Below are 19,256 nucleotides of genomic sequence, written 5' to 3' on the forward strand. Positions count from 1 at the left end.
TCACCGCAGGCCACCTCACGGCCCGAGGCCGCCCCGAACCTCCTCTCACCTCCGCAGTCCTCATCCGCCCTCATCCCTCCTCAGCTGTCCAAGGCCGCCCGCAGCCGCCATCCTCCCGCTCACCCCCACTCACCCCCGCTCCCCGCCCACCTCCTCCACCGCGCGCCCGCCGATCGCCCAGAGCCCCGTGCCGACGATCCCCGGCACCGTCAGCACCGCCGCGCCCGCCACCACCCAGCCGCAGGCGGCTCCCGGCACCACCGGCAGCAGCGACCCGGTGACCGCCCGGCTGAACGCCCCGGTCGCCGCGGCCGCCACCGCCGCACCGAGCAGCACGCCCACCGCCGTGGTCAGGACGGCCTCGACGAGGAGCATCCGCAGCAGCTGCCGCCGCGTCGCCCCGACCAGCCGGAGCAGTGCGAACTCCCGCCGCCGGTCGGCGGTCAGCGCGACCAGGGTGTTGACCGTGGAGACCGCCGCGAAGCCGGCCAGCAGGCCGAGCTCCGCCTGCCGCAGCCAGACGTCGCTGGCCTTGGTGACGCTGGTCGTGGCCCCGGTCGCCAGCGCCGCCCGCTGCGCCGTGCCGGTCATGATCAACATGGTGGCCGAGAGCCCGACCAGCAGCGCGACCGGGACCACCGCCGAGGAGAGCCGGACGGCGTAGCCGCGCAGGTTGGCGTCCGCCAGCCAGCCGACCCGGGGCAGCAGCGCCCGGACCGGGGCACCGAGCACCGCCATCGGCGGCCGGGCCACCACCGGCCCCAGCAGGGCGACGGCGACCAGCAGCACCAGGGCACCGAGCAGGGCCGCCTGCCCCGCCTTGTCCAGTTCCCCGGCCGGTCGGGTGCCGGCCAGCCGCAGCAGCAGACCGCCGCCCGCCAACACCGCCCCGCCGATCAGCAGCCGCACCACGCCCGTCCACCGTTGCCCGACCGCGCTGTCGGTCAGCGCGGCCGCCGGGGCGGGCCGGGTGATCCGCCGGACCGTGAGCGCGGTGGCCGCCAGGCCGACCAGCAGCGCCACCGCGAGCGCGATCAGCACCGGCACCGGTGTCCCGGGTATCCGCAGCCCCGGTGCGGCCATCCCGCGCCGCTGCAGCGCGGTGAGAAAGGCCCGGGCGGCGAAGTGGCCCGCCGCACCGCCCGGAACGGCCGCCGCCAGCACCGTCGCCGTGACCTGGAGGCGCACCAGCCGCCGGATCTGGCGGGGCGTCGCCGCGACCGTGCGCAGCAGGGCGAGGTCGCGGTGCTGCTGACGGAGGGTGAACCCGAGCGCGTTCACCACCACGAACAGCGCGACCAGGACGGCGATCTCACCGAAGGCCCCCGCGATCACCAGCAGCCCGGGCCCGGCCACCGCCGCCCGCGCCACCGGGGCCGGCGCCGTGACCTGGGCGGCGACCAGGGAACCGAACAGCGTCACCGCCGCCACCGCCAGGAACAGCGCCGCCGCGAGCCCGGCGAAGGCCGCCGGCCGGCGCCTGATCTGACCGACCGCCAGGGTCGGCACGGAACCGCCACGCATCGCCCTCACCCGCCCAACCTGCTGAGCCGCTCGCCGACCTGCGCCGCCGTCGGCCGGTCCAGTTCGTCCACCAGCAGGCCGTCCGCCAGCAGCAGCACCCGGTCCGCGTAGCCGGCGGCCACCGGATCGTGGGTGACCATCACACACGTCCGCCCGTCCTCGTCCACGCCCGCGCGCAGCAGGTCCAGGACGTCGCGCCCGGTCGCCCGGTCCAGCGCGCCGGTGGGCTCGTCGGCGAACAGCACCTCGGGCCGGGCGGCCAGGGCGCGGGCGATGGCCACCCGCTGCTGCTGGCCGCCGGAGAGCCGGCCCGGCCGGTCCCGCTCCCGCCCGGCCAGCCCGACCCGGGCCAGCGCCTCCCGCACCCGGGCCCGCTCCGGCGGGTTCCCGGCCAGCCGCCCGGGCAGTTCGACGTTCTGCGCGACCGTCATCGCGGGCATCAGGTTGAAGGCCTGGAAGACGAACCCCACCCTGGTGCGCCGCAGCTCGGCGAGCCGCCGTTCGGGCAGGCCGGACACCTCCGTACCGCCCCAGCGGACGGTGCCCCGGGTGGGGCGGTCCATCCCGGCCAGGCAGTGCAGCAGGGTGGTCTTGCCGGAGCCCGAGGGCCCCATCACCGCCGTGAAGGTGCCCGGCGCGAAGGCCACGGACACCCCTCGCAGCGCCCGGACGGCGGCCGCGCCGCGCCCGTACTCGCGGTGCAGCCCCTCACCGCTGAGGGCCGCCCCCGTCACCTCGCCGTGCGCCGCCCGGTCGGCGGCTGTCGTGATCCCGTTCATGCCCCCAATCCTGGACATCCGGGACGACCGGGTCGATTGTGCTGGCACCCCAATCCGGGGTTCGGAAAACCGAACCCCGCAGGTGGTGCCAGGGGGTGTCTTGTGGCTCAGGTCGGATGAGCCCGCGGCGTCAGGGTGCGTGCATCGCAAGGCGGAGGAGGGAGTCCATGCAGCGCATTGGCGACCGACGACAACGCGGCGAGGTGCGTGCCCCGGCGTCGCACGCCCGGCCTGAGCCACAAGACACCCCCTACGTCCCCTCGGCCCCGCCGCGTGTCCGCCAGGCCCAGATCGCCTCCGCCCGGTGGTCGTAGCGGTACTCGTGCCAGGGGAGGGCCCCGACCCGGTCGACCGCCTCCGCCGCCCGCCGGTCGCCCCGCACCACGAGCCCGTACGCGCCGACCACCCGCGCCCGCTGGTCCTCCTCGTCCGACAGCGCGGCCAGGGCGTCGGCGACCTCGCCCGTCCGGTCGTCCGACGCGTCCGACTCCGCCAGGGCGCACCCGGCCGAGAGCCGCACCCGGGCGTCCTCGTCCCCGGCGAGCGCGAGCAGCACCGCCCTGAACTCCTCCGTCAGCGGACCGTTCTCAAGCCTCCAGGCCACTCCGGCCCGGACCGGCGGCCACTCGTCCCGCGCCAGCCGCAGCAGGCAGGCGGTGACCTCCGCCGAGAAGGGCTGACCGCCCGCCCCCAGACAGTGCGTCGCCACGGTGCGCACCTCCCGGTCCGGGTGGTCGGCGTGGCGCAGCGCCAGGCCCTCCGTCCCCGGGTGGTCGCGCATCAGCAGCGCCTGGAGGACCTCCGCGAGCACCTCGCCGTCGGTCTCCTCCGCCGCCCAGACGGCGAGCAGCTCGTCCTCCTTCTCCTCCTCGAAGGAGGGGACCAGGGCGGGCGGCACCATTCGGTTGGTCGTCAGGAAGGAGGCCGTGAAGCGGCGGTGGCGCGGGTCGGGGTGCCGGCGGTACGCCATCACCGCCTCCCAGGTCGCCCTGTCGGGGCGCTGTGCGAGGACGTACTGGCACGCCGCCCCGTCGACGTGGCGGTCGTCGGGCTGCCGCACGGCCCGGGCCACCAGCTCGTCGACCGGGGTGGCGATCCGGAAGGTCCACTCCAGCGTCGTCAGCACGGCCCCGTGCCCGGCCCGGACGGTGAGCCCGCCGAGGGAGACCTGCTCGACCTGGCAGAACTCCTCCTCGATCAGCAGGGTCTCGCCCGGCCGCTCCGCGCCCGTCCGGCGGCGCAGCTCGGCCCGCGCACCCGTCGCGTACCAGGACCGGGCCAACCCGAGCAGCCGCTCCCGCTCCGCCGGCCCCAGCCGCAGCGCGGGGTCCTCGCCGAGGACGGCTCCGAAGACGGCGTACGAGCCCAGGTCGACGGCGCGCAGCAGCGGGGTCGTCCCGTCCGGCAGCGGGAGGTCGGGGTCGGCGCCCATGGTGACCAGCGCGTTGGCCACCGCGTGGTCGAACCCGGCCACGGCCGCGCACAGCACCGGCAACCCGTCCCCGCCCCGCACGTCGGGGTCCGCCCCAGCGCCGAGCGCCGCCCACACCGCGTCCTCGTCCCGGGCCCGCACCGCCTCGACGAGCCGGGCGTCCGCCGGTACCTGATCCGCCGCCATCCGCTCCCCCTCTGGTTCCGCCTCCGCGCCACCCCGCACCGAGCCTACGGCGGCTCGCGCTCCGTGACGCCTGCCACGGCAGCACGGACTCCCGTCGGCGGGCCCGAGGAGGAATCATGATCGGGTGACCATCGACCTGCTGCCCGGCCGAGGCGTTCGCCTGCCGGCCCCGCTGCCCGAACTGCGCTTCGGCCTCACCGAGGAGGCCGTGCGCGCGCTGCTGGCCCCGCACGGCGAGCTGCTGCCGGACGGGGTGCGCCCGACCTTCGTCTGCGGCACCAGCTGGGCCCTGGGCTTCGGACTCCCCGGGGTGGGCGTCACGCTGTCCGGGGGCGAGGACGGCGGCCTGGAGGGGGTCTCGGTGGGCCTGAACCGGTACGACGACCGGCCCGCCTGCCCGGTCGGCCACCTCGGGATCGACGTCTTCGGCTGGCCGGCCCGGGAGTTGGCCGAGGCCCTGCGCGCCGAGGGCCTGCCGGTCCCGGACCCGGAGCACGGCACGCTGCGCCACCAGGGGCTCTACCTCCATGCCAGCACCGGACGCCCGCCCCGCCCGGCCCCCGGCCGCAAGGCCCGCCACGAGGCGCCCTACCACTTCGACTTCGTCTCCCTCCACCGCACCATCGCCACCACCGAGGCCACCCGATGAACCACCCCCACCGTCGCCCCCGCGCCCCACCGGCACCGCCGCCGGCCCGTACGACGCCGCCTTCCTCCCCCGCCTCGCGCTCTCCGCGCGCCCCGCCGAGCGGCCGATCACCGAGCCGGTCGCCAAGCTCGGCGGCGAGCCCTGCTGGCTGGCCGAACCCACCTGGCCGCTGGCCCCCGGCACCGGCGAGCCCCTGGTGTTCATCGGCCAGTTCCCCGTCCCCGGCGACGAGTTGCGGCTGGCGTACCTCTTCCTGGAGGAGGACGAGCTGATCATGGGCGGCCAGGATCCGGAGCACGGCGACGGCGTGCTGCTCGTCCAGCCGGGCGGCCGGATCCCGTCCTTCGCCGTGATCGGCCCGCCCGGCACCCGGGGCCGCACGCTCTGGCGCGACGATCCCGACGCCGACCGGACCGTCCCGGTCGAGTTCCACCTCGACCTGCTGCCGCTGTCGGCCGAGCTGGACCGCTCGATGGACCAACGGGCCGCCTTCCAGCGGTACTTGCGCCACGAGGGCCCCGAGGCCCCGGTCCCGGACGGCGACCACGTGCGCGACCACCTCGGCGGCCTCCCGTCCTTCCCGAACGGCCGGGCCCGGGTGCCCGCGCCCTGGCAGTTCCTCTTCGCACTCTCGGACGCCCCCGACGACGGCGATCCGTACTTCCTCAACTTCGGCTACGGCGTCGGCTCCGGCTTCCTCAGCCCGGACGGCCTGGAGGGCCGCTTCTTCTGGGAGGCCCCGTAGCGACGGCCCCGAACGCCCCGCTCACGCACCGGTCACCAACCCCTCCCCACCCCGCCCCACCCCGCCCCACGAAGGAGTCCGCATGACCACCACCCCCCTCACCGTCGCCGTCCTCGGCCCCGGCGGCGTCGGCGGCCTGATCGCCGGGCTGCTCGCGCGCGACGGCCACCGCGTGATCTGCCTGGCCGGCGAGCAGAGCGCGGCCGTCCTCGCCCGCGACGGACTGCACGTGCGCAGCACCCAGTTCGGCGAGTTCACCGCCCGGGTCGAGGCCGCGACCGAACTCCGTGCGCCGGTCGACGCCGCCTTCGTGACCGTCAAGGAGACGGCCCTGACCGCCGCGCTCGACCGGATGCCGCCGCAGACGCTCGGCACCGGCATCGTGGTGCCGCTGCTCAACGGCCTGGACCACATGACGCTGCTGCGCGGGCGCTACCCGGCCGGGCAGGTGGTGGCCGGCACGATCCGGGTCGAGGCCACCCGTACCGCGCCGGGCCGGATCGAGCACACCAGCCCGTTCGCCGCCGTGGAACTCGCCGGTCCCGTGACGGAGTTCGCCGAGCAACTGCGGCGCACCGGGCTGGACGTCACGCTGCGCGAGGACGAGACCGCGATGCTCTGGAGCAAGCTCTCCTTCCTCGCGCCCTTCGCCTTGCTGACCACCCGCCACGTCGACGGCGTCGGCGTCGTGCGCACCGAGCACCGGGACGAACTGCTCGCCGTCCTGGACGAGATCACCGCCGTCGCCGACGCCGTCGGTGCCCCGGCGGATGCGCAGGCGCTGCTCGCCGCCTTCGACCGGATCCCCGCCGGGATGAAGTCCTCGATGCAGCGGGACGTCGAGGCGGGCCGACCGACCGAACTCGACGCGATCGGCGGCGCGGTGCTGCGGGCCACCGAAGCCCACTCCGTCCCCACCCCGACCATCGCCCGACTGGTGCGCGAACTCTCCTGACGCCTCGAACTCCCGCCGTCGAACTTCTGCACGGACCGACGGCGGGCGTTCGACCCCCATGGCCGAACCCGGTTGCGGGCGGTCGGGCACCGGAGTAGAACTCGACGGATGACCTCACCCGATCACCCCACCGCTCCCGCCTGGAGCCACATCGAGGAGTTCCTGCGCGCCCACGAGGCCGACCGGATCCCCCACCCGGGCGGGACCCTGCTGGCGCACCTGACCCGGGTGGCGGCCCGGTTGGCCGACTGGGGCACCGACTCCGCCGTCCAGACCGCCGGGCTCTGCCACGCCGCGTACGGGACCGACGGGTTCGACGGCGCCCTGCTGGCCCTGGACGAACGGGCCACCCTGGTCGAGCTCCTGGGCGACCGCGCCGAGGCGATCGTCTACCTGTACGCCAGCTGCGGCCGGGCCGCCGTCTACCCGCGCCTGGGCCGGGACGAGACGCCGCTGTTCCACGACCGCTTCACCGGCGAGGACCACACCCCGCCGGAGGAGGACCTGCGGGCCTTCCTCGCCATCACCGCCGCCAACGAGCTCGACGTGTTCGTCCACAACGCCGAGCTGGCCGCCCGCTACGGACCCGGCCTCCACGAACTCGTCTCGCGCAGCCGCACCTTGCTCCCGCCCGCCGCCTGGAAGGACTGGCAGGACTGGCATCACCGGCAGAGCAGCGCGACCTGACGATCCGTCACTCTCTCACCCGAAGTCGAGACTTCGCCGACCGTTCACCCTCCACGCCGGAACCGCCGCGCGAGCACGGGACGTTCTAGAACGCGGGAGGGATACAGACATGACAAAGAAGCCGTACCGCCTGGCCGCCACCGCGCTCGTTCTGCTCGTGGCGGCCCCCTTGTTGACCGCGTGCAAGAACACCGACCAGGCCCTCGACTGCGGGAAGCGGGCGATCAGCCTCACCGGCGACGTCCAGGACCTCACCGACTCCGCGCTCAACGTCGGCCAGATCACCGACGACAACCGGCGCAAACACACCGTCACGGCCCTCAAGAAGATCGTCGAGGACGTCAAGAAGATCCGCCAGGACGGGGACGGCAAGGTGGACACGGCGGCCGACAAGCTGTCCAAGGCCGTGGACAACGCCCAGACCGCCGTCTCCAAGGGCAAGGAACCCGACTTCGGGCCGATCGGCGACGCCGCTGGCGAGCTGACCAAGGCCTGCGCCGGAGCCTGATCCCCGCACAGCCGCCACCCGGGCCGGGAGCGCCGAACCACCGGGCGCTCCCGGCACCCGCACCGCACGAGCACCCCCGGGACATCCCCGAGCGCTCCCGGGACATCCCCGAGCGCTCCCGGGACATCCCCGAGCGCTCCCGGGCACCCCGGCCTGTCGCCACCGCACCGAGGCCCGCACGCGGTAGGAATGGGCACCGGACCGAACCGCACCCCGGAGGCACCGGTGAACCACCCGATCCTCGACCAGATCCGCCGCCTGCGCGCCGAGTCGGCCCCCGGCGACACCGCGCCCGCCCTGGTCACCGCGCTCGCCGCCGGCACCGCCCCGCTCTCCGCGGTGGCCGAACTCGCCGCCCAGCAGCAGCGGATCATCACCTCGGACCGGCGCAGCCTGCTGCTGCTCGCCACCCGCTGCGCCGACCGGCCGCTCGGCGCCTGGTACGTCACTCTCGCCGGGGGCGAGAGCGCCGCCCTGCGCGCCCTGCCCGCCCTGGCCGAAGCCTGCGGCCTGGACCGCCGGGCGGCCGCCGCCCGGGTACCGCTCCCCGGCTGCCAGGCCTACCCGTCCTACCTCGCCTGGCTCGCCCTGAACGCCCCGCCACCGGCCGCAGCCGCCGCCCTGGTGGCCAACTTCGCTGCCTGGGGCGGCTATTGTGCCACCATCGCCGCGGCGCTGCGCCGCCACCACGGCTTCTCCGACGAGGCCTGCGCCTTCTTCGACTTCTTCGCCCAGCCGGCCCCCGAACTGGAACAGCAGGCCGCCGACGCCCTCGGGCCGGACCCGCTGGACGACCCCGCACTGGCCGCCGCCCGGGAGTACGGCCTGCTGCTCCAGGCCTACGAGCACCTGTTCTGGGACACCCTCGGCGGGTGACTCACGCCTGCCAGTGCGGCTTTCCGCTGACCATCCGGCAGTAGATCATCCGCCCGTTGGCGTCGTGGGTGCTCCGGCCCAGGTCGTCGTTGCGGCAGAACTGGCCGGCCGCGTAGCAGTTGCCCGCATTGGAGCGGAGCTCGCACTCGGTGCCGCCCGCCGCCTGGGTGTGCTGGGGCTGCGGGTCGTTCGGCGGCTGGGCGGTGGTGACCTTGGGCTGCGGCTTGGCGGACGGCGTCTGCGGGTGCGCGGCGGGCGGGGCGGACGGCGGCGGGGCGGACGCGACGGGCGGCGCCGAGGGGGTGACCACCGGCGGCGCCGGGACCGTCGGGCTCGCCGCGGTGGGCGTGGCGGAAGCCGGCGTGGCCGCGACGGTCGGGGAGGAGGTCGGCGTGGCGTCCGCCGCCGACGGGTCGCAACCGGTCAGCGCCAGGCCGACGGTGAGGACGAGTCCGGCGAATCCGGCCAGGCCGGCCGTTCTGCGGCGCCCGGATATCGGTGAGGCCATGAGGGGAGAACGCTCCGTTCCGTAGGTCCGTACGGGTGAGGCGTGCGATTCAAGCAGAGTCCGCACACGCCGTGAGCACCGTTTCCCCACTCGTTGGCGGATCGAGATCTTCCGGCCCCCACGTCGAGTCTCCGGCGGGGGGTATAGCGCCGGAGCGCGGGGCGTTACGACATGTTCCGGACATGCCAATCAGGTCGCTACGGTTCCGGCAACCCCCACGCCGAACGAGGAGACCCCATGCTCCGGATCCGTGCGCTGGCCGTCGCCGCAGCCTTCGCGACCGTCGCGCTCACCGCAGCACCCGCCGTCAGCGCCCCCGCTGACGACCCGTCCGTCACGGCCGCCCTGGCCGCCACCCCCACCCGCACCGCGGCCGTGCCCACCGCCCTGCTGCACGCGATGCAGCGCGACCTCGGGCTCGCCCCGCAGGCCGCCGCCGACCGGATCGCCCGCGAGGGCCGCGCCACCGCCGTCCAGCACGCCCTCACCCAGGCGCTCGGCGAGCGCTGGGCCGGCGCCTGGATCGACGGACCGCAGGCCGACCTGGTGGTCGCCACCACCGACGCCTCCGCCGCCCGGACCATCACCGCCCACGGCGGCCGGGCCACCGTCGTCCGCCACGCGCTGGCGTCCCTGGACCGGGCGAAGGACGCGCTCGACCGGGCCTCCCGGGCGGCCGCCCCGGACGCCACCCCGCTCTGGTACGTCGACGTCCGCTCCAACGCCGTCGTGGTGCAGTCCGCCGACGACGCCCGCACCGGGGCCTTCCTGGACCGGGCCGGGGTGGACCGCTCCCTGGTCCGGGTCGAGCGGGCCACCGCCGCACCCCGACCGCTCGCCGACCTGCACGGCGGGGACGCCTACTACATCGACAACGCCGCCCGCTGCTCGATCGGCTTCCCGGTCACCCAGAACGGCCAGCCCGGCTTCGTCAGCGCCGGCCACTGCGGCCAGCCCGGCTCCAACGCCACGACCTCCGACGGCAGTTCGATCGGCACCTTCCAGGGCTCGACCTTCCCGGGCAACGACTACTCCTGGGTGGCCGCCGGATCCGACTGGACGGCCCAGCCGCAGGTGAACGACTACGCCGGCGGCACGGTCACGGTGGGCGGCTCGTCCGAGCAGGCGGTCGGCGGCTCGGTCTGCCGCTCCGGTTCCACCACCGGCTGGCACTGCGGCACCGTCCAGGAGCTGAACGCCACCGTCAACTACCAGGAGGGCAGCGTCTACGGCCTCACCCGCACCGACGTGTGCGCCGAACCGGGCGACTCCGGCGGCTCGTTCATCTCCGGCAACCAGGCCCAGGGCGTGACCTCGGGCGGCTCCGGCGACTGCACCTCCGGCGGCGAGACCTACTTCCAGCCGGTCAACCCGATCCTCAGCACCTACGGCCTGACCCTGGCCACCGGCTGACCCGCCCGGGGCCGGTGGGCTCCCCCACACCCACCGGCCCCATACCTACGGACCCCGCCTCACACCTACGGCCCCGGCCTCACAACTCCGCCGTCCGACGCTCGAACACCTCGGGACGCGCCGTCTCCAGCGCCGTGGCCACCGCGCCCAGGAGGACCGCCTCCTCCCCCAGCAGGCTCGGGGCGAGCGTCGGACGCATCGGCGCGAAGCGGCGCAGGGCCCGCTCCAGCGGTTCCAGGAGCAGGTCCGCGCTGCTGCCGATCCCCCCACCGAGCACCAGCAGGTCCGGGTCCAGCACGGCGGACAGCACCGCCACCGCGTACGCGAGCCGCTCCGCCTCCCACTCCACCGCCCGCAGCGCCGCGTCCTCCCCGGCCCGGGCCCGTTCGAAGACCTGCTTGGCGGTCAGCCGGCTCCGGCCCTTCCCCGCCAGCCCGAACTCCCGGGCGGCACGCACCACCGCGTCCGCCGCCGCCGCCTCCTCCAGCGTGGTCACGGCCGGCTCGCCCGGACGGGCGGGCAGCGGCACCAGGCCGATCTCGCCGAGCGCGCCGTGCGCACCGAGCAGCAGCTCTCCGTCCTTCACCACCCCGACCCCGAGGCCGGTGCCGACCAGCAGGTAGGCGAACATCCGGCTGCCGCGCCCGGCTCCCAGGGTGTACTCACCGAGCGCGGCCAGGTTGGCGTCGTTGGCCACCGTCACGGCCGTGCCCAGGCCCTGGCCGATCCGGTCGAACAGCCCCGGCCGGCCCCAGTCGGGCAGGCTGGTGGCGTACCGGAGGCCGCGCCGCTCCTCGTCCCACACCCCGGGCGTGCCGATCACCGCGTGCACGAGGTCCCCGGCGGCCAGGCCCGCCTCGGCGGTCGCCTCCCCCGCGGCGGCGACCACCGCGTCCGCGACGGCGTCCGCGGTCCGCCCCCGGTTGGGCACGTCCCGCCGGGCGACCACGGTGCCGGCCAGGTCCGCCACGGCGACCCGCAGCCGGGCCCGGCCGACGTCCACGCCGAGCACGTGACCGGCCGTCGGGTCGACCTCGTAGAGCACCGCGGTGCGGCCCCGCTCCGGGGCCACCCGCCCGGCCTCGCGGACCAGCCCGGCCTGCTCCAGGTCGGCCAGCGCGGCGGACACGGTGGGCTTGGACAGGCCGGTGTCCCGGGCCAGTTGGGCGCGCGAGGTACCGCCGCCGGTGCGCAGCAGCTCCAGCAGCAGCCACTCGTTGTTGCTGCGCAGCCGCTGCCGGTTCCACGGCACCCCGGGGGCCCCTGCCGCCGGACGACTGGTCGGCTGGTGGGGGCTCATCGGTTCCTCCGGTCTGGGCTGCCGACGGGCCGCTCCTGGCGGCCCGTTGCCTGCGGACGGCGCTGTGGCACCGTCTGCGGCACCCGGTGTCGGGCGCCGCCGCCCAAGTATGACCGTTGATCACCCGCGACCCGCCGCCCGGACCCGGAGCCGCACGCACCCAGCACCCCGGTGCCCCCACCCCCGCACCCCGCCCGACGTCAGGCGCCCCCGGTCGCGACCCAGCCGCCGGTCATCGCCCCCACCGCCGAACCGTCCAGGTCGGCCAACTTGACCCCGACGAAGGCCCGGGCCGCCTCGGAGGTCTGCACCCGCAGCGGCGGCCGCTCGGCGGTGAGCACGTCGACGATCGGCGCGGCCGCCTCCTCGGGGGTCTGGGCGCTGCCGAAGGCCTTCAAGGTCCGGTCGACGTACGCCTCCAGGGCGGGGCCGTACGGGCCGGCGGCGGCCACCAGCGCGGGCACGTCGATGCCCTGGTTGCCGATGAACTCGCTGGCCACCGCGCCCGGTTCGACCACGGTGACGGCCACCCCGACGGCGGCGGCGACCGGCGCCAGCGACTCCATGAAGCCCTCGACGGCGAACTTGGCCGCGCAGTAGGCCTCGTTGAAGGGCTGCCCGACCACCCCGCCGACGCTGGTCACGGTGACCACCCGGCCGCCGGCGGCGCGCAGGTGCGGCAGCGCCGCCCTGGTCACCTCGACCACGCCGAAGTAGTTGACCTCCATGGCGGCGCGCACCGGTGCCATGCCGTCCTGCTCGACGGTGCCGACGAAGCCCGCGCCCGCGTTGTTGACCACGGCGTCCAGCCGCCCGTGCCGCTCGACGACGACGCCGAGGCAGTCCGCGACGGAGGCGGGGTCGGTGACGTCCAGCCGCTCGATCTCGATCCGCTCGGCGACGCCCGCCTCCTCCGCCGCGCGCAGCAGGTTCCCGGCCCGGCCGGTGTCGCGCATGGTGGCGACCACCCGGAAGCCGGCCCGGGCGGTGGCCACGGCGGCGGCGAGGCCGATTCCGGAGGAGGTGCCGGTGATCAGGACGATCCGGGTGCCGTTCATCGGGGTGACTGCCATGCGGGCCCTCCTCGCGGCCGCCGGACGGTTCCGGACGGCCATGACTGTGTGCGTGTGCACGCACTCTACAAGTGCGTGTGCGCGCACGCAACCGGGCACGCTTCGCTACAACACCGTCTCCGAGCGGTCAAGGTTTCACCCAGTTGTGGGCGTGCCGCGCCCCGACGCGTGATCATGGGCCTATGCACTTCCGGCACGGGCCCCGAGCAGAGGGCACCCCGCCCCCGGACGAGGACCCCGCCTCCGAACCCTCCGGCACCGACCCCGGCCACGACCCCGGTCACGGCCCCGGGAACGACCCCGACCTGCTCCGCGAGCTGCTCGCCACCGCCCCGGTCGGCGTCGCCCTGCTCGACGACCAGCTGCGCTGGCACTACCTCAACCCCGCTTTCACCACCGTCACCGGCCTGCGCCGCGCCGACCTGCTCGGCCGCGCCGCCGCGACCACCCCCTTCGCCGGTGCCGTCGCCACCCTGCGCCGCGTCCTCGCCGACGGCCGCGACCGCGAGCACGTCACCGGCGGCCCCGACGGCGCGGGCGCCCCCGTGCCACCCGGACTGCGGGTGCGCTACCGGCCGCTGCGGCACGGCGGGCGGACCACCGGCGTGATCGTCGTGGTCCTGGACGACCCCGACCCGGCCCGCGCGCAGCTGCGCGAGCTCGAACAGGCGCGCGCCCGGCTCGCCCTGCTGGACGCCGCCGCCGAGCGGATCGGCACCACCCTCGACATCCGCACCACCTGCGCCGAACTCGCCGCCTTCACCGTACCCGCCCTCGCCGACCTCGCCGTCGTCGACGTGCTGCCACCCGAGGCCGAACCCGCCCGCCCGGGCCGGGCCGGTGCCCAGCGGCTGCACCGCGCCGCGGTCCGGGCCGTCCCCGGACTCGACGCCGCCCTCGCCGAGCTGGCGCGCCCCGGCGAGTCCGTGCGCCACCGCGAGGGCTCGGCCGCGGCCCGCGGCCTGGCCGGCGGCGTCGCCGTGCTCACCGCACCGGGCCCCGCCGACGCCTGCCCGGCGGGCACCGCCTCACTGCTGGTCCTGCCGCTCGCCGCCCGCGGCCACCTGGTCGGGGTGCTCACCCTCGGCCGCACCGACGCCACCCCGGCCTTCACCCCGGACGAGGCCGCCCTGCTCGGCGACCTCGCGGCCCGCGCCGCCACCGCCATCGACAACGCCCGCAGCTACACCCGCTCCCAGGGCATCGCCCTGGAACTCCAGCGGGCCCTGCTGAGCGAGCCCGGCAACCCGCACCAGAACCTCGCACTGGCCTCCCGCTACCTGCCCTCCGGCAGCAGCTCGGTGGTCGGCGGCGACTGGTACGAGACGGTCCGGCTGCCCTTCGGCCGCACCCTGCTGGCCATGGGCGACGTGATGGGGCACGGCGTCGAGGCCGCCGTCGACATGAGCCACTACCGCTCGGCGCTGCGCGACGTCGCCGGCATGGACCTGCCCCCGCACCGGATCCTGCGCCAGCTCGACCACGTGATCTCCGCCGACGACACCGCCCGCCCCGCGACCTGCCTGCTGGCCCTCGCCGACCCCGGCCGCGCCCGCTGGACCTTCTCCAGCGCCGGCCACCTGCCGCCCGCCCTGATCACCCCGGACCACCCCACCGAACTGCTGGCCGTCCCCACCGGCCCACCGCTGGGCACCGGCTTCGGCGGCTACGAGCAGTCCACCCATCCGCTCGACCCCCGGCAGACCCTGCTGCTCTACACCGACGGCCTGGTGGAGCGGCGGAACGAGGACATCGACACCTCGCTGGCGCGCCTCGCCGCCCTCCGGCTCCCTGCCACCGGCGACCTCGACGAGCTGCTCGACGCCGTCCTGCACTCCCTCGCCCCGCCCCCGGCACCCGCCGCCGAGGACGACATCGCCCTGCTCGCCGCCCGGCCCAGGGCCCGCTGACGGCCGGCCCGCCGGCTATTCCTCGCTCCACGCCACCGACCCGGCCCACCCCTCCGCCGGACTACTCCTCGAACCAGACCACCAGCCGGACGTGCTGCTCCCCGTGCACCTCGGCGAGGGTGCGCAGCACCGTCCACACCGGCCGCCACGGCCCGTCCGCGGGAACGGCGTCGCGGCGCCGGTCGCGCTCGGCCCGGAAGAGCAGCGGTCCGGTGTCCCACTCGGTGCCCTCCGCCCAGTGCTCGCCGAGCCGGCCGAAGTCGAAGGTCCGGCTGTCGATCCCGGCGGCCCGGGCGAAGGCCCGGCTCCAGTCCTCCCGGCGGACCGGCTCCAGCGAGCCGTCGGGCCGCCGCCGGTACCGGGCGATCCTGGTCGCCCGGGGCAGCGCCGGCTCGTCCCAGTCCACCGCGAGCACCTCGTCCCAGCCCAGCCAGGTGGCGCCGAAGGCCGCCGGGCCCCAGGAGGCGTGCCCGGCGCGGGTGGTGGCCGAGGCGTCCGCGGGCAGGCCGCGGGCGCCGACCACCGGCCGCCAGTGACGGTGCGGGTCCCGGACCCCGAAGAGGCAGGCGAAGGAGCCGTAGTCCCTGGTCGGGCCGAGCAGCGACAGGTCGACGGCCGCCTGCCAGGCCCGCTCCCCGGGGTCGAGGCCCGGGGCCCAGGTGCGGCACTCCACGAAGCCCCGGGTGTCCGTTCCCATGGACCGGATCATGCCCGGTCCGCCGGTACCCCCGCAGCCGGATTTCCACCCCGCCGGGGCGGGTCTCACCCGGTCGTCCGCTCAGGCCCCGCCCGGCCTCCCGCTCAGGCCCCGCCCGGCCTCCCGCTCAGGCCCCGCCCGGCCTCCCGCTCAGGCCTCCCCCGGCCTCCGGGTCGGACCTCAGGCCTTCGCGAGGGCCTGCTCGACGTCCGCCCACAGGTCCTCCGGGTGCTCGATGCCCACCGAGACCCGCACCGTGCCCGGGCCGATGCCCGCCGCCGCCAACTCCTCGTCCGACAGCTGCCGGTGCGAGGTGCTGGCGGGGTGGACCACCAGGGTGTGGACGCCGCCCAGCGAGGGTGCCAGCGCGGCCAGCCGGACGGACTCGGTGAAGGCCCGGGCCGCCTCCCGGCCGCCCGCCAGGTCGAAGGCCAGCACGCCGCCGTGGCCGTCGGGCAGCAGGCGGCGGGCGAGTTCGTGGTCGGGGTGGTCGGGCAGGCCCGGGTAGTGGACGGCGTCGACGGCCGGGTGGGCGGCCAGTCGGGTGGCCAGGTCGAGCGCGGAGTCGCAGTGGCGGCGGACCCGCAACGCCAGCGTCTGGAGGCCGCGCAGGGTCAGCCAGGCGGCGAAGGGATCGGCGCTGGCGCCGAGTTCGGTCCCGTGGTGCCAGACCTTCCGGTGCAGTTCGGGGTCGGCGAAGACGGCGATCCCGGCCAGCACGTCCGAGTGCCCGCCCAGGTACTTGGTGGCCGAGTGCACCACCACGTCCGCACCGTGCTCGATCGGGCGGCACAGCAGCGGGGTGGCGAAGGTGTTGTCGACCACGCTGAGCACCCCGGCCCGCTTGGCGACGGCGATCAGCCCGGGCAGGTCGGTGACCCGGGTGGTGGGGTTGGAGACGGTCTCCAGGTGCAGCAGCCGGGTGGTGGGCCGCAGCGCCGCCGCCACCTCGTCCGGGTCGGAGCCGGAGACGTGGGTGACCTCGACGCCCCACCGCTGCGCGAGGTCGGCCAGCAGCGCGAACGTCCCGCCGTACAGGCTCCGTTGGGCGATCAGGTGGTCGCCGGAGCGCAGCAGGGCGAGCAGTACGGTGCTGATCGCGCCCATTCCGGAGGCGGTGGCGAGCGCCCCGGTGCCGCCCTCCAGGTCGGCGACGGCGTCCTCCAGCGACCGGACGGTGGGGTTGCCGTAGCGGTTGTAGACGAACGCCCCGTCGGGGCCGGCGAAGGAGGCGGTGAGCGCCTCGCTGGTCTCGAAGGCGTACAGGTGGCCCTGGTGCAGCGGGACGCCCAGCGGCCGGGCGCCGCCGAGTCCGGCCAGCGGCGGGTGGACGATCCGGCTCTCGGGGCGCAGCGCGGCGGCGGGGTTGCGCGGGAAGTCGCTCATGCCGCCCATCCTGGGGCGCGGCGGTCGGGCGGGACAGGGCCAATCACCGCCGGGTGGCCCGGCCCCGGCGCCGTGTCGGCGCCCGGGCCGACCGCCCCGGAACCGGCCCAGCGGCTCAGCGGCCCAGCCGCTCAGTGACCCAGCGGCTCAGCGACCCAGCGGCTCAGCGACGGCGGAAGAGCTTCCGCACCAGGTGAACGATGCCCCAGATCACCAGGATGATGAACAGGATGATCAGAATGACCACGACCAGCAGGAACTTGCCGAGCTTGGCGAAGAAGCCGGACTTCTTCTTCTCCTCCTTGGCCGCGACGTGCGCGACCTGCCGGTCCTGCGCGCCCTGAACGCTCTGAACGCCCTGGGCGACGGTGCCGGCGGCGCCGACGGCAACGGGCGCCTGGGCGGCGGCGCCGGCCGCCGGTCCCCCGGCAACGGCCGTGCCGCTCGCGGCGGTCCGGGGTGCGGCCACCGCCGTCGCGCTCGACGCCGCGGCGCTGAGGCCGACGGCGGCCAGCAGTGCCACCAGGGCGCCGGCTATCGAACGTGCGATCCGGTGAGTCATCGTGCTCCTCGTGCGGGTACGGAGCGACGGAGATGAGACCCGGTCGACCTTCTCTCATGGTCTGACCAGTATTTTTCTCATCTGCGCCTAGTATGCTCCTCTGGAAGTTCTACAGCGGTGTAAAAGTTTAGCGGCGGGACGACCCGGATCGACACTCCGACCCAGGACCACGCAAGCCACCGCTCCGTCGGGGGTTCCGTGGCAACTGTGGAGGATGACGCCGTGTCGGGTCGCAGGGGTTCCACCGAGGGCGAGAATTCGTCGCACCGGGCCGGTGGAAGCAGAGCGGCGAACCGCAAGCCCGGTACGGGCAGGGACGGTTCGGCCAAGGACGGTTCGGTCGAGGACGGCCCGGGCAAGGAGATACCCGACGCCCGCCCCGCCGGCCGGGCCAAGCCGAAGCCCAAGCGCAGCACCAAGCAGAAGGTGCTCTGGGTCACGGCCGGCTGCACCGCGCTGCTGGTCCTCGCCGGCGGCGCCGTCTACTACCGCCTGAACAGCAACATCACCACCTTCGACCGCGACGCCCTGAGCAAGGACCGCCCGGAGGCGGCCGCCCCGGACGCCCAGGGCCGCACCCCGGTCAACGTCCTGATGATCGGCTCGGACAGCCGCGGCAACGGCAACAGCAACCTGGGCGGCGGCGGGGACGACGGCGCCCGCTCGGACACCGCGATCCTGCTGCACATCTACGCCGACCACAAGCACGCCGTCGGCATCTCGATCCCCCGCGACTCCCTGGTCGACATCCCGCCGTGCAAGCTGCCCAACGGCAAGTGGACCAAGGAACAGACCAATGTGATGTTCAACAGCGCGTTCTCGGTCGGCAACACCGACCAGGGCAACCCGGCCTGCACCCAGAACGCCGTCGAGAAGCTCACCAACCTGCGCGTCGACCACACCATCGTGGTGGACTTCGGCGGCTTCGCCGCGATGACCACGGCGGTCGGCGGCGTCGAGGTCTGCCTGCCGAACAACGTCTACGAGGGGGACCTCAACCCCAACCTCGGCCACAAGGGCAAGCAGATCTTCGCCAAGGGCAAGCAGAAGGTCGAGGGCCAGTCCGCACTGGACTTCGTCCGGGTCCGGCACGGCATCGGCGACGGCTCCGACATCGGCCGCACCAAGCGCCAGCAGGCCTTCCTCTCCTCCCTCATCAAGGAGGTCAAGTCCCGCGGCATGGACCCGACCACCCTGCTGCCGCTCGCCGACGCGGCGACCAAGTCGCTGACCGTCGACCCCGACCTCGGGTCGGCCGCCAAGCTGATGTCCTTCGCCATGTCGATCAAGGACGTCGACCTGCACGACGTCAAGTTCCTCACCGCACCCTGGCGTTACGAAGGCCCCCGGGTCGCCCTGGTCCACCCCGACGTGGAGCAGCTCTGGGCCGCGCTCAAGGCCGACCGCACCATCGACGGCCAGGACGCCAGCGCCCAGAGCCCGGCCGCCACCGACTCCGCCGCCCCCAGCACCCCGCCCGCGGCCGAGGCCACCCCCTCCCCCGCCGCGGCCGCCAGGAACGCGGACATCAAGGTCGCCGTCCTCAACGGCACCGGCGAGAGCGGCATCGGCAGCAAGGGCGCCGAGACCGTCAAGGGCGCCGGCTACACCGTCACCGCCGTCGGCAACGCGGCCGGCAAGGCCCGCAGCACCACCGTGGTCGAGTACGGCGCGGGCGAGCGCAGCAACGCCGAGGCCGTCGCCAAGCTCTTCCCCGGAGCGAGCGTCCAGGCCGGCGGCACGGGCCTGAGCGTGGTGCTCGGCCACGACTTCGCCGCCGCCAACCCGGGCCCGGCCGCCGGTTCGACCCCCGGCGCGCCCGCCGCCCCGGCCCCGCTGCCGAGCAGCGTCAGCGGCACCGCCCGCTCGGCCGACGACGACCCGTGCGCCAACGTGTCGTACGGCTGAGCCTCCCGCTCCGGGGCCGTCCCGCGACCGACGGCCCGGAACGAACCGACGGGGCGCCCGCGCCCGTGGTCGGCTTGATCACGTACTCGCGGTCGGCGGGCAGCTCGGGAGTGTCGCCCGGCGCGAAGTAGCGGGTCGGGACGACGGGCACGCCGCGT

General features: G+C 75.4%; 18 protein-coding genes. 9 read left to right on the forward strand and 9 right to left on the reverse strand.

The window, feature by feature from the left end; all coding sequences use genetic code 11:
* Positions 1–129: 129 nt before the first annotated feature.
* The 3 genes from ACFXPX_RS17385 to ACFXPX_RS17395 form a co-directional block, all read right to left on the reverse strand.
* A complete protein-coding gene (locus tag ACFXPX_RS17385) occupies positions 130–1,524 on the reverse strand; it encodes an FtsX-like permease family protein (RefSeq protein WP_380642026.1) in 1,395 nt (464 codons plus the stop codon).
* A 5-nt stretch (positions 1,525–1,529) separates the two neighbouring features.
* Positions 1,530–2,303, reverse strand: coding sequence for an ABC transporter ATP-binding protein (locus ACFXPX_RS17390; RefSeq protein WP_380523027.1), 774 nt, complete (start codon positions 2,301–2,303; stop codon positions 1,530–1,532).
* 250 nt (positions 2,304–2,553) lie between these two features.
* Entirely contained in the window at positions 2,554–3,921 is a 1,368-nt protein-coding gene (locus tag ACFXPX_RS17395; protein ID WP_380642029.1) for a HEAT repeat domain-containing protein, read from the reverse strand.
* 124 nt (positions 3,922–4,045) lie between these two features.
* On the opposite strand from ACFXPX_RS17395, the gene ACFXPX_RS17400 reads away from it, so the two are divergent.
* From ACFXPX_RS17400 to ACFXPX_RS17425, 6 genes are all read left to right on the forward strand, one after another.
* Complete coding sequence (locus ACFXPX_RS17400; protein WP_380642032.1) at positions 4,046–4,570, forward strand: hypothetical protein; 525 nt, start codon at positions 4,046–4,048, stop codon at positions 4,568–4,570.
* Positions 4,571–4,766: 196 nt separating this feature from the next.
* Positions 4,767–5,315: a hypothetical protein gene (locus ACFXPX_RS17405; RefSeq protein WP_380642035.1), complete on the forward strand. Its 549-nt coding sequence runs from the start codon at positions 4,767–4,769 to the stop codon at positions 5,313–5,315.
* Positions 5,316–5,397: 82 nt separating this feature from the next.
* Positions 5,398–6,270 carry a ketopantoate reductase family protein gene (locus ACFXPX_RS17410; protein ID WP_380642038.1) on the forward strand — a complete coding sequence of 291 codons (873 nt, stop codon included), beginning with the start codon at positions 5,398–5,400 and terminating at the stop codon, positions 6,268–6,270.
* A gap of 108 nt (positions 6,271–6,378) precedes the next feature.
* The gene (locus tag ACFXPX_RS17415) at positions 6,379–6,957 is read left to right on the forward strand and encodes a DUF6817 domain-containing protein (protein ID WP_380642040.1); all 579 of its coding nucleotides are present in this window, start codon (positions 6,379–6,381) and stop codon (positions 6,955–6,957) included.
* A gap of 109 nt (positions 6,958–7,066) precedes the next feature.
* Entirely contained in the window at positions 7,067–7,465 is a 399-nt protein-coding gene (locus ACFXPX_RS17420; protein ID WP_380642043.1) for a hypothetical protein, read from the forward strand.
* 225 nt (positions 7,466–7,690) lie between these two features.
* Positions 7,691–8,341: a transcriptional regulator gene (locus ACFXPX_RS17425; RefSeq protein WP_380523019.1), complete on the forward strand. Its 651-nt coding sequence runs from the start codon at positions 7,691–7,693 to the stop codon at positions 8,339–8,341.
* 1 nt (position 8,342) lies between these two features.
* Here the strand turns inward: ACFXPX_RS17425 and ACFXPX_RS17430 are convergent, their stop codons facing one another.
* A complete protein-coding gene (locus ACFXPX_RS17430; protein WP_380589158.1) occupies positions 8,343–8,849 on the reverse strand; it encodes a hypothetical protein in 507 nt (168 codons plus the stop codon).
* A gap of 237 nt (positions 8,850–9,086) precedes the next feature.
* On the opposite strand from ACFXPX_RS17430, the gene ACFXPX_RS17435 reads away from it, so the two are divergent.
* Positions 9,087–10,262, forward strand: coding sequence for a S1 family peptidase (locus ACFXPX_RS17435; RefSeq protein WP_380642045.1), 1,176 nt, complete (start codon positions 9,087–9,089; stop codon positions 10,260–10,262).
* A 79-nt stretch (positions 10,263–10,341) separates the two neighbouring features.
* Here ACFXPX_RS17435 and ACFXPX_RS17440 read toward each other — a convergent pair whose 3' ends face one another.
* Together ACFXPX_RS17440 and ACFXPX_RS17445 are read right to left on the reverse strand one after the other, a co-directional pair.
* Positions 10,342–11,562, reverse strand: coding sequence for an ROK family protein (locus ACFXPX_RS17440; RefSeq protein ID WP_380589152.1), 1,221 nt, complete (start codon positions 11,560–11,562; stop codon positions 10,342–10,344).
* Positions 11,563–11,762: 200 nt separating this feature from the next.
* Positions 11,763–12,635, reverse strand: coding sequence for an SDR family NAD(P)-dependent oxidoreductase (locus ACFXPX_RS17445; protein ID WP_380642048.1), 873 nt, complete (start codon positions 12,633–12,635; stop codon positions 11,763–11,765).
* Between the two features lie 182 nt (positions 12,636–12,817).
* Between ACFXPX_RS17445 and ACFXPX_RS17450 the strand changes: the two genes are divergently transcribed.
* On the forward strand, positions 12,818–14,545 hold the full coding sequence (locus ACFXPX_RS17450; protein WP_380642051.1) for a SpoIIE family protein phosphatase: 1,728 nt from the start codon (positions 12,818–12,820) through the stop codon (positions 14,543–14,545).
* Between the two features lie 61 nt (positions 14,546–14,606).
* Here ACFXPX_RS17450 and ACFXPX_RS17455 read toward each other — a convergent pair whose 3' ends face one another.
* The 3 genes from ACFXPX_RS17455 to ACFXPX_RS17465 all read right to left on the reverse strand — a co-directional run bounded on the left by ACFXPX_RS17455 (position 14,607) and on the right by ACFXPX_RS17465 (position 17,190).
* Positions 14,607–15,242 carry a hypothetical protein gene (locus ACFXPX_RS17455; protein ID WP_380642054.1) on the reverse strand — a complete coding sequence of 212 codons (636 nt, stop codon included), beginning with the start codon at positions 15,240–15,242 and terminating at the stop codon, positions 14,607–14,609.
* A 180-nt stretch (positions 15,243–15,422) separates the two neighbouring features.
* Positions 15,423–16,628: a trans-sulfuration enzyme family protein gene (locus ACFXPX_RS17460; RefSeq protein ID WP_380642056.1), complete on the reverse strand. Its 1,206-nt coding sequence runs from the start codon at positions 16,626–16,628 to the stop codon at positions 15,423–15,425.
* A 163-nt stretch (positions 16,629–16,791) separates the two neighbouring features.
* Positions 16,792–17,190, reverse strand: a complete 399-nt coding sequence (locus ACFXPX_RS17465) for a hypothetical protein (protein WP_380642059.1) — start codon at positions 17,188–17,190, stop codon at positions 16,792–16,794.
* Between the two features lie 222 nt (positions 17,191–17,412).
* Here ACFXPX_RS17465 and ACFXPX_RS17470 point away from each other — a divergent pair, with 222 nt between their 5' ends.
* Positions 17,413–19,098 carry an LCP family protein gene (locus ACFXPX_RS17470; RefSeq protein WP_380642061.1) on the forward strand — a complete coding sequence of 562 codons (1,686 nt, stop codon included), beginning with the start codon at positions 17,413–17,415 and terminating at the stop codon, positions 19,096–19,098.
* Positions 19,099–19,256 lie beyond the last annotated feature (158 nt).

This window comes from Kitasatospora sp. NPDC059146 (assembly GCF_042786665.1).
Classification (GTDB): Bacteria; Actinomycetota; Actinomycetes; order Streptomycetales; family Streptomycetaceae; genus Kitasatospora.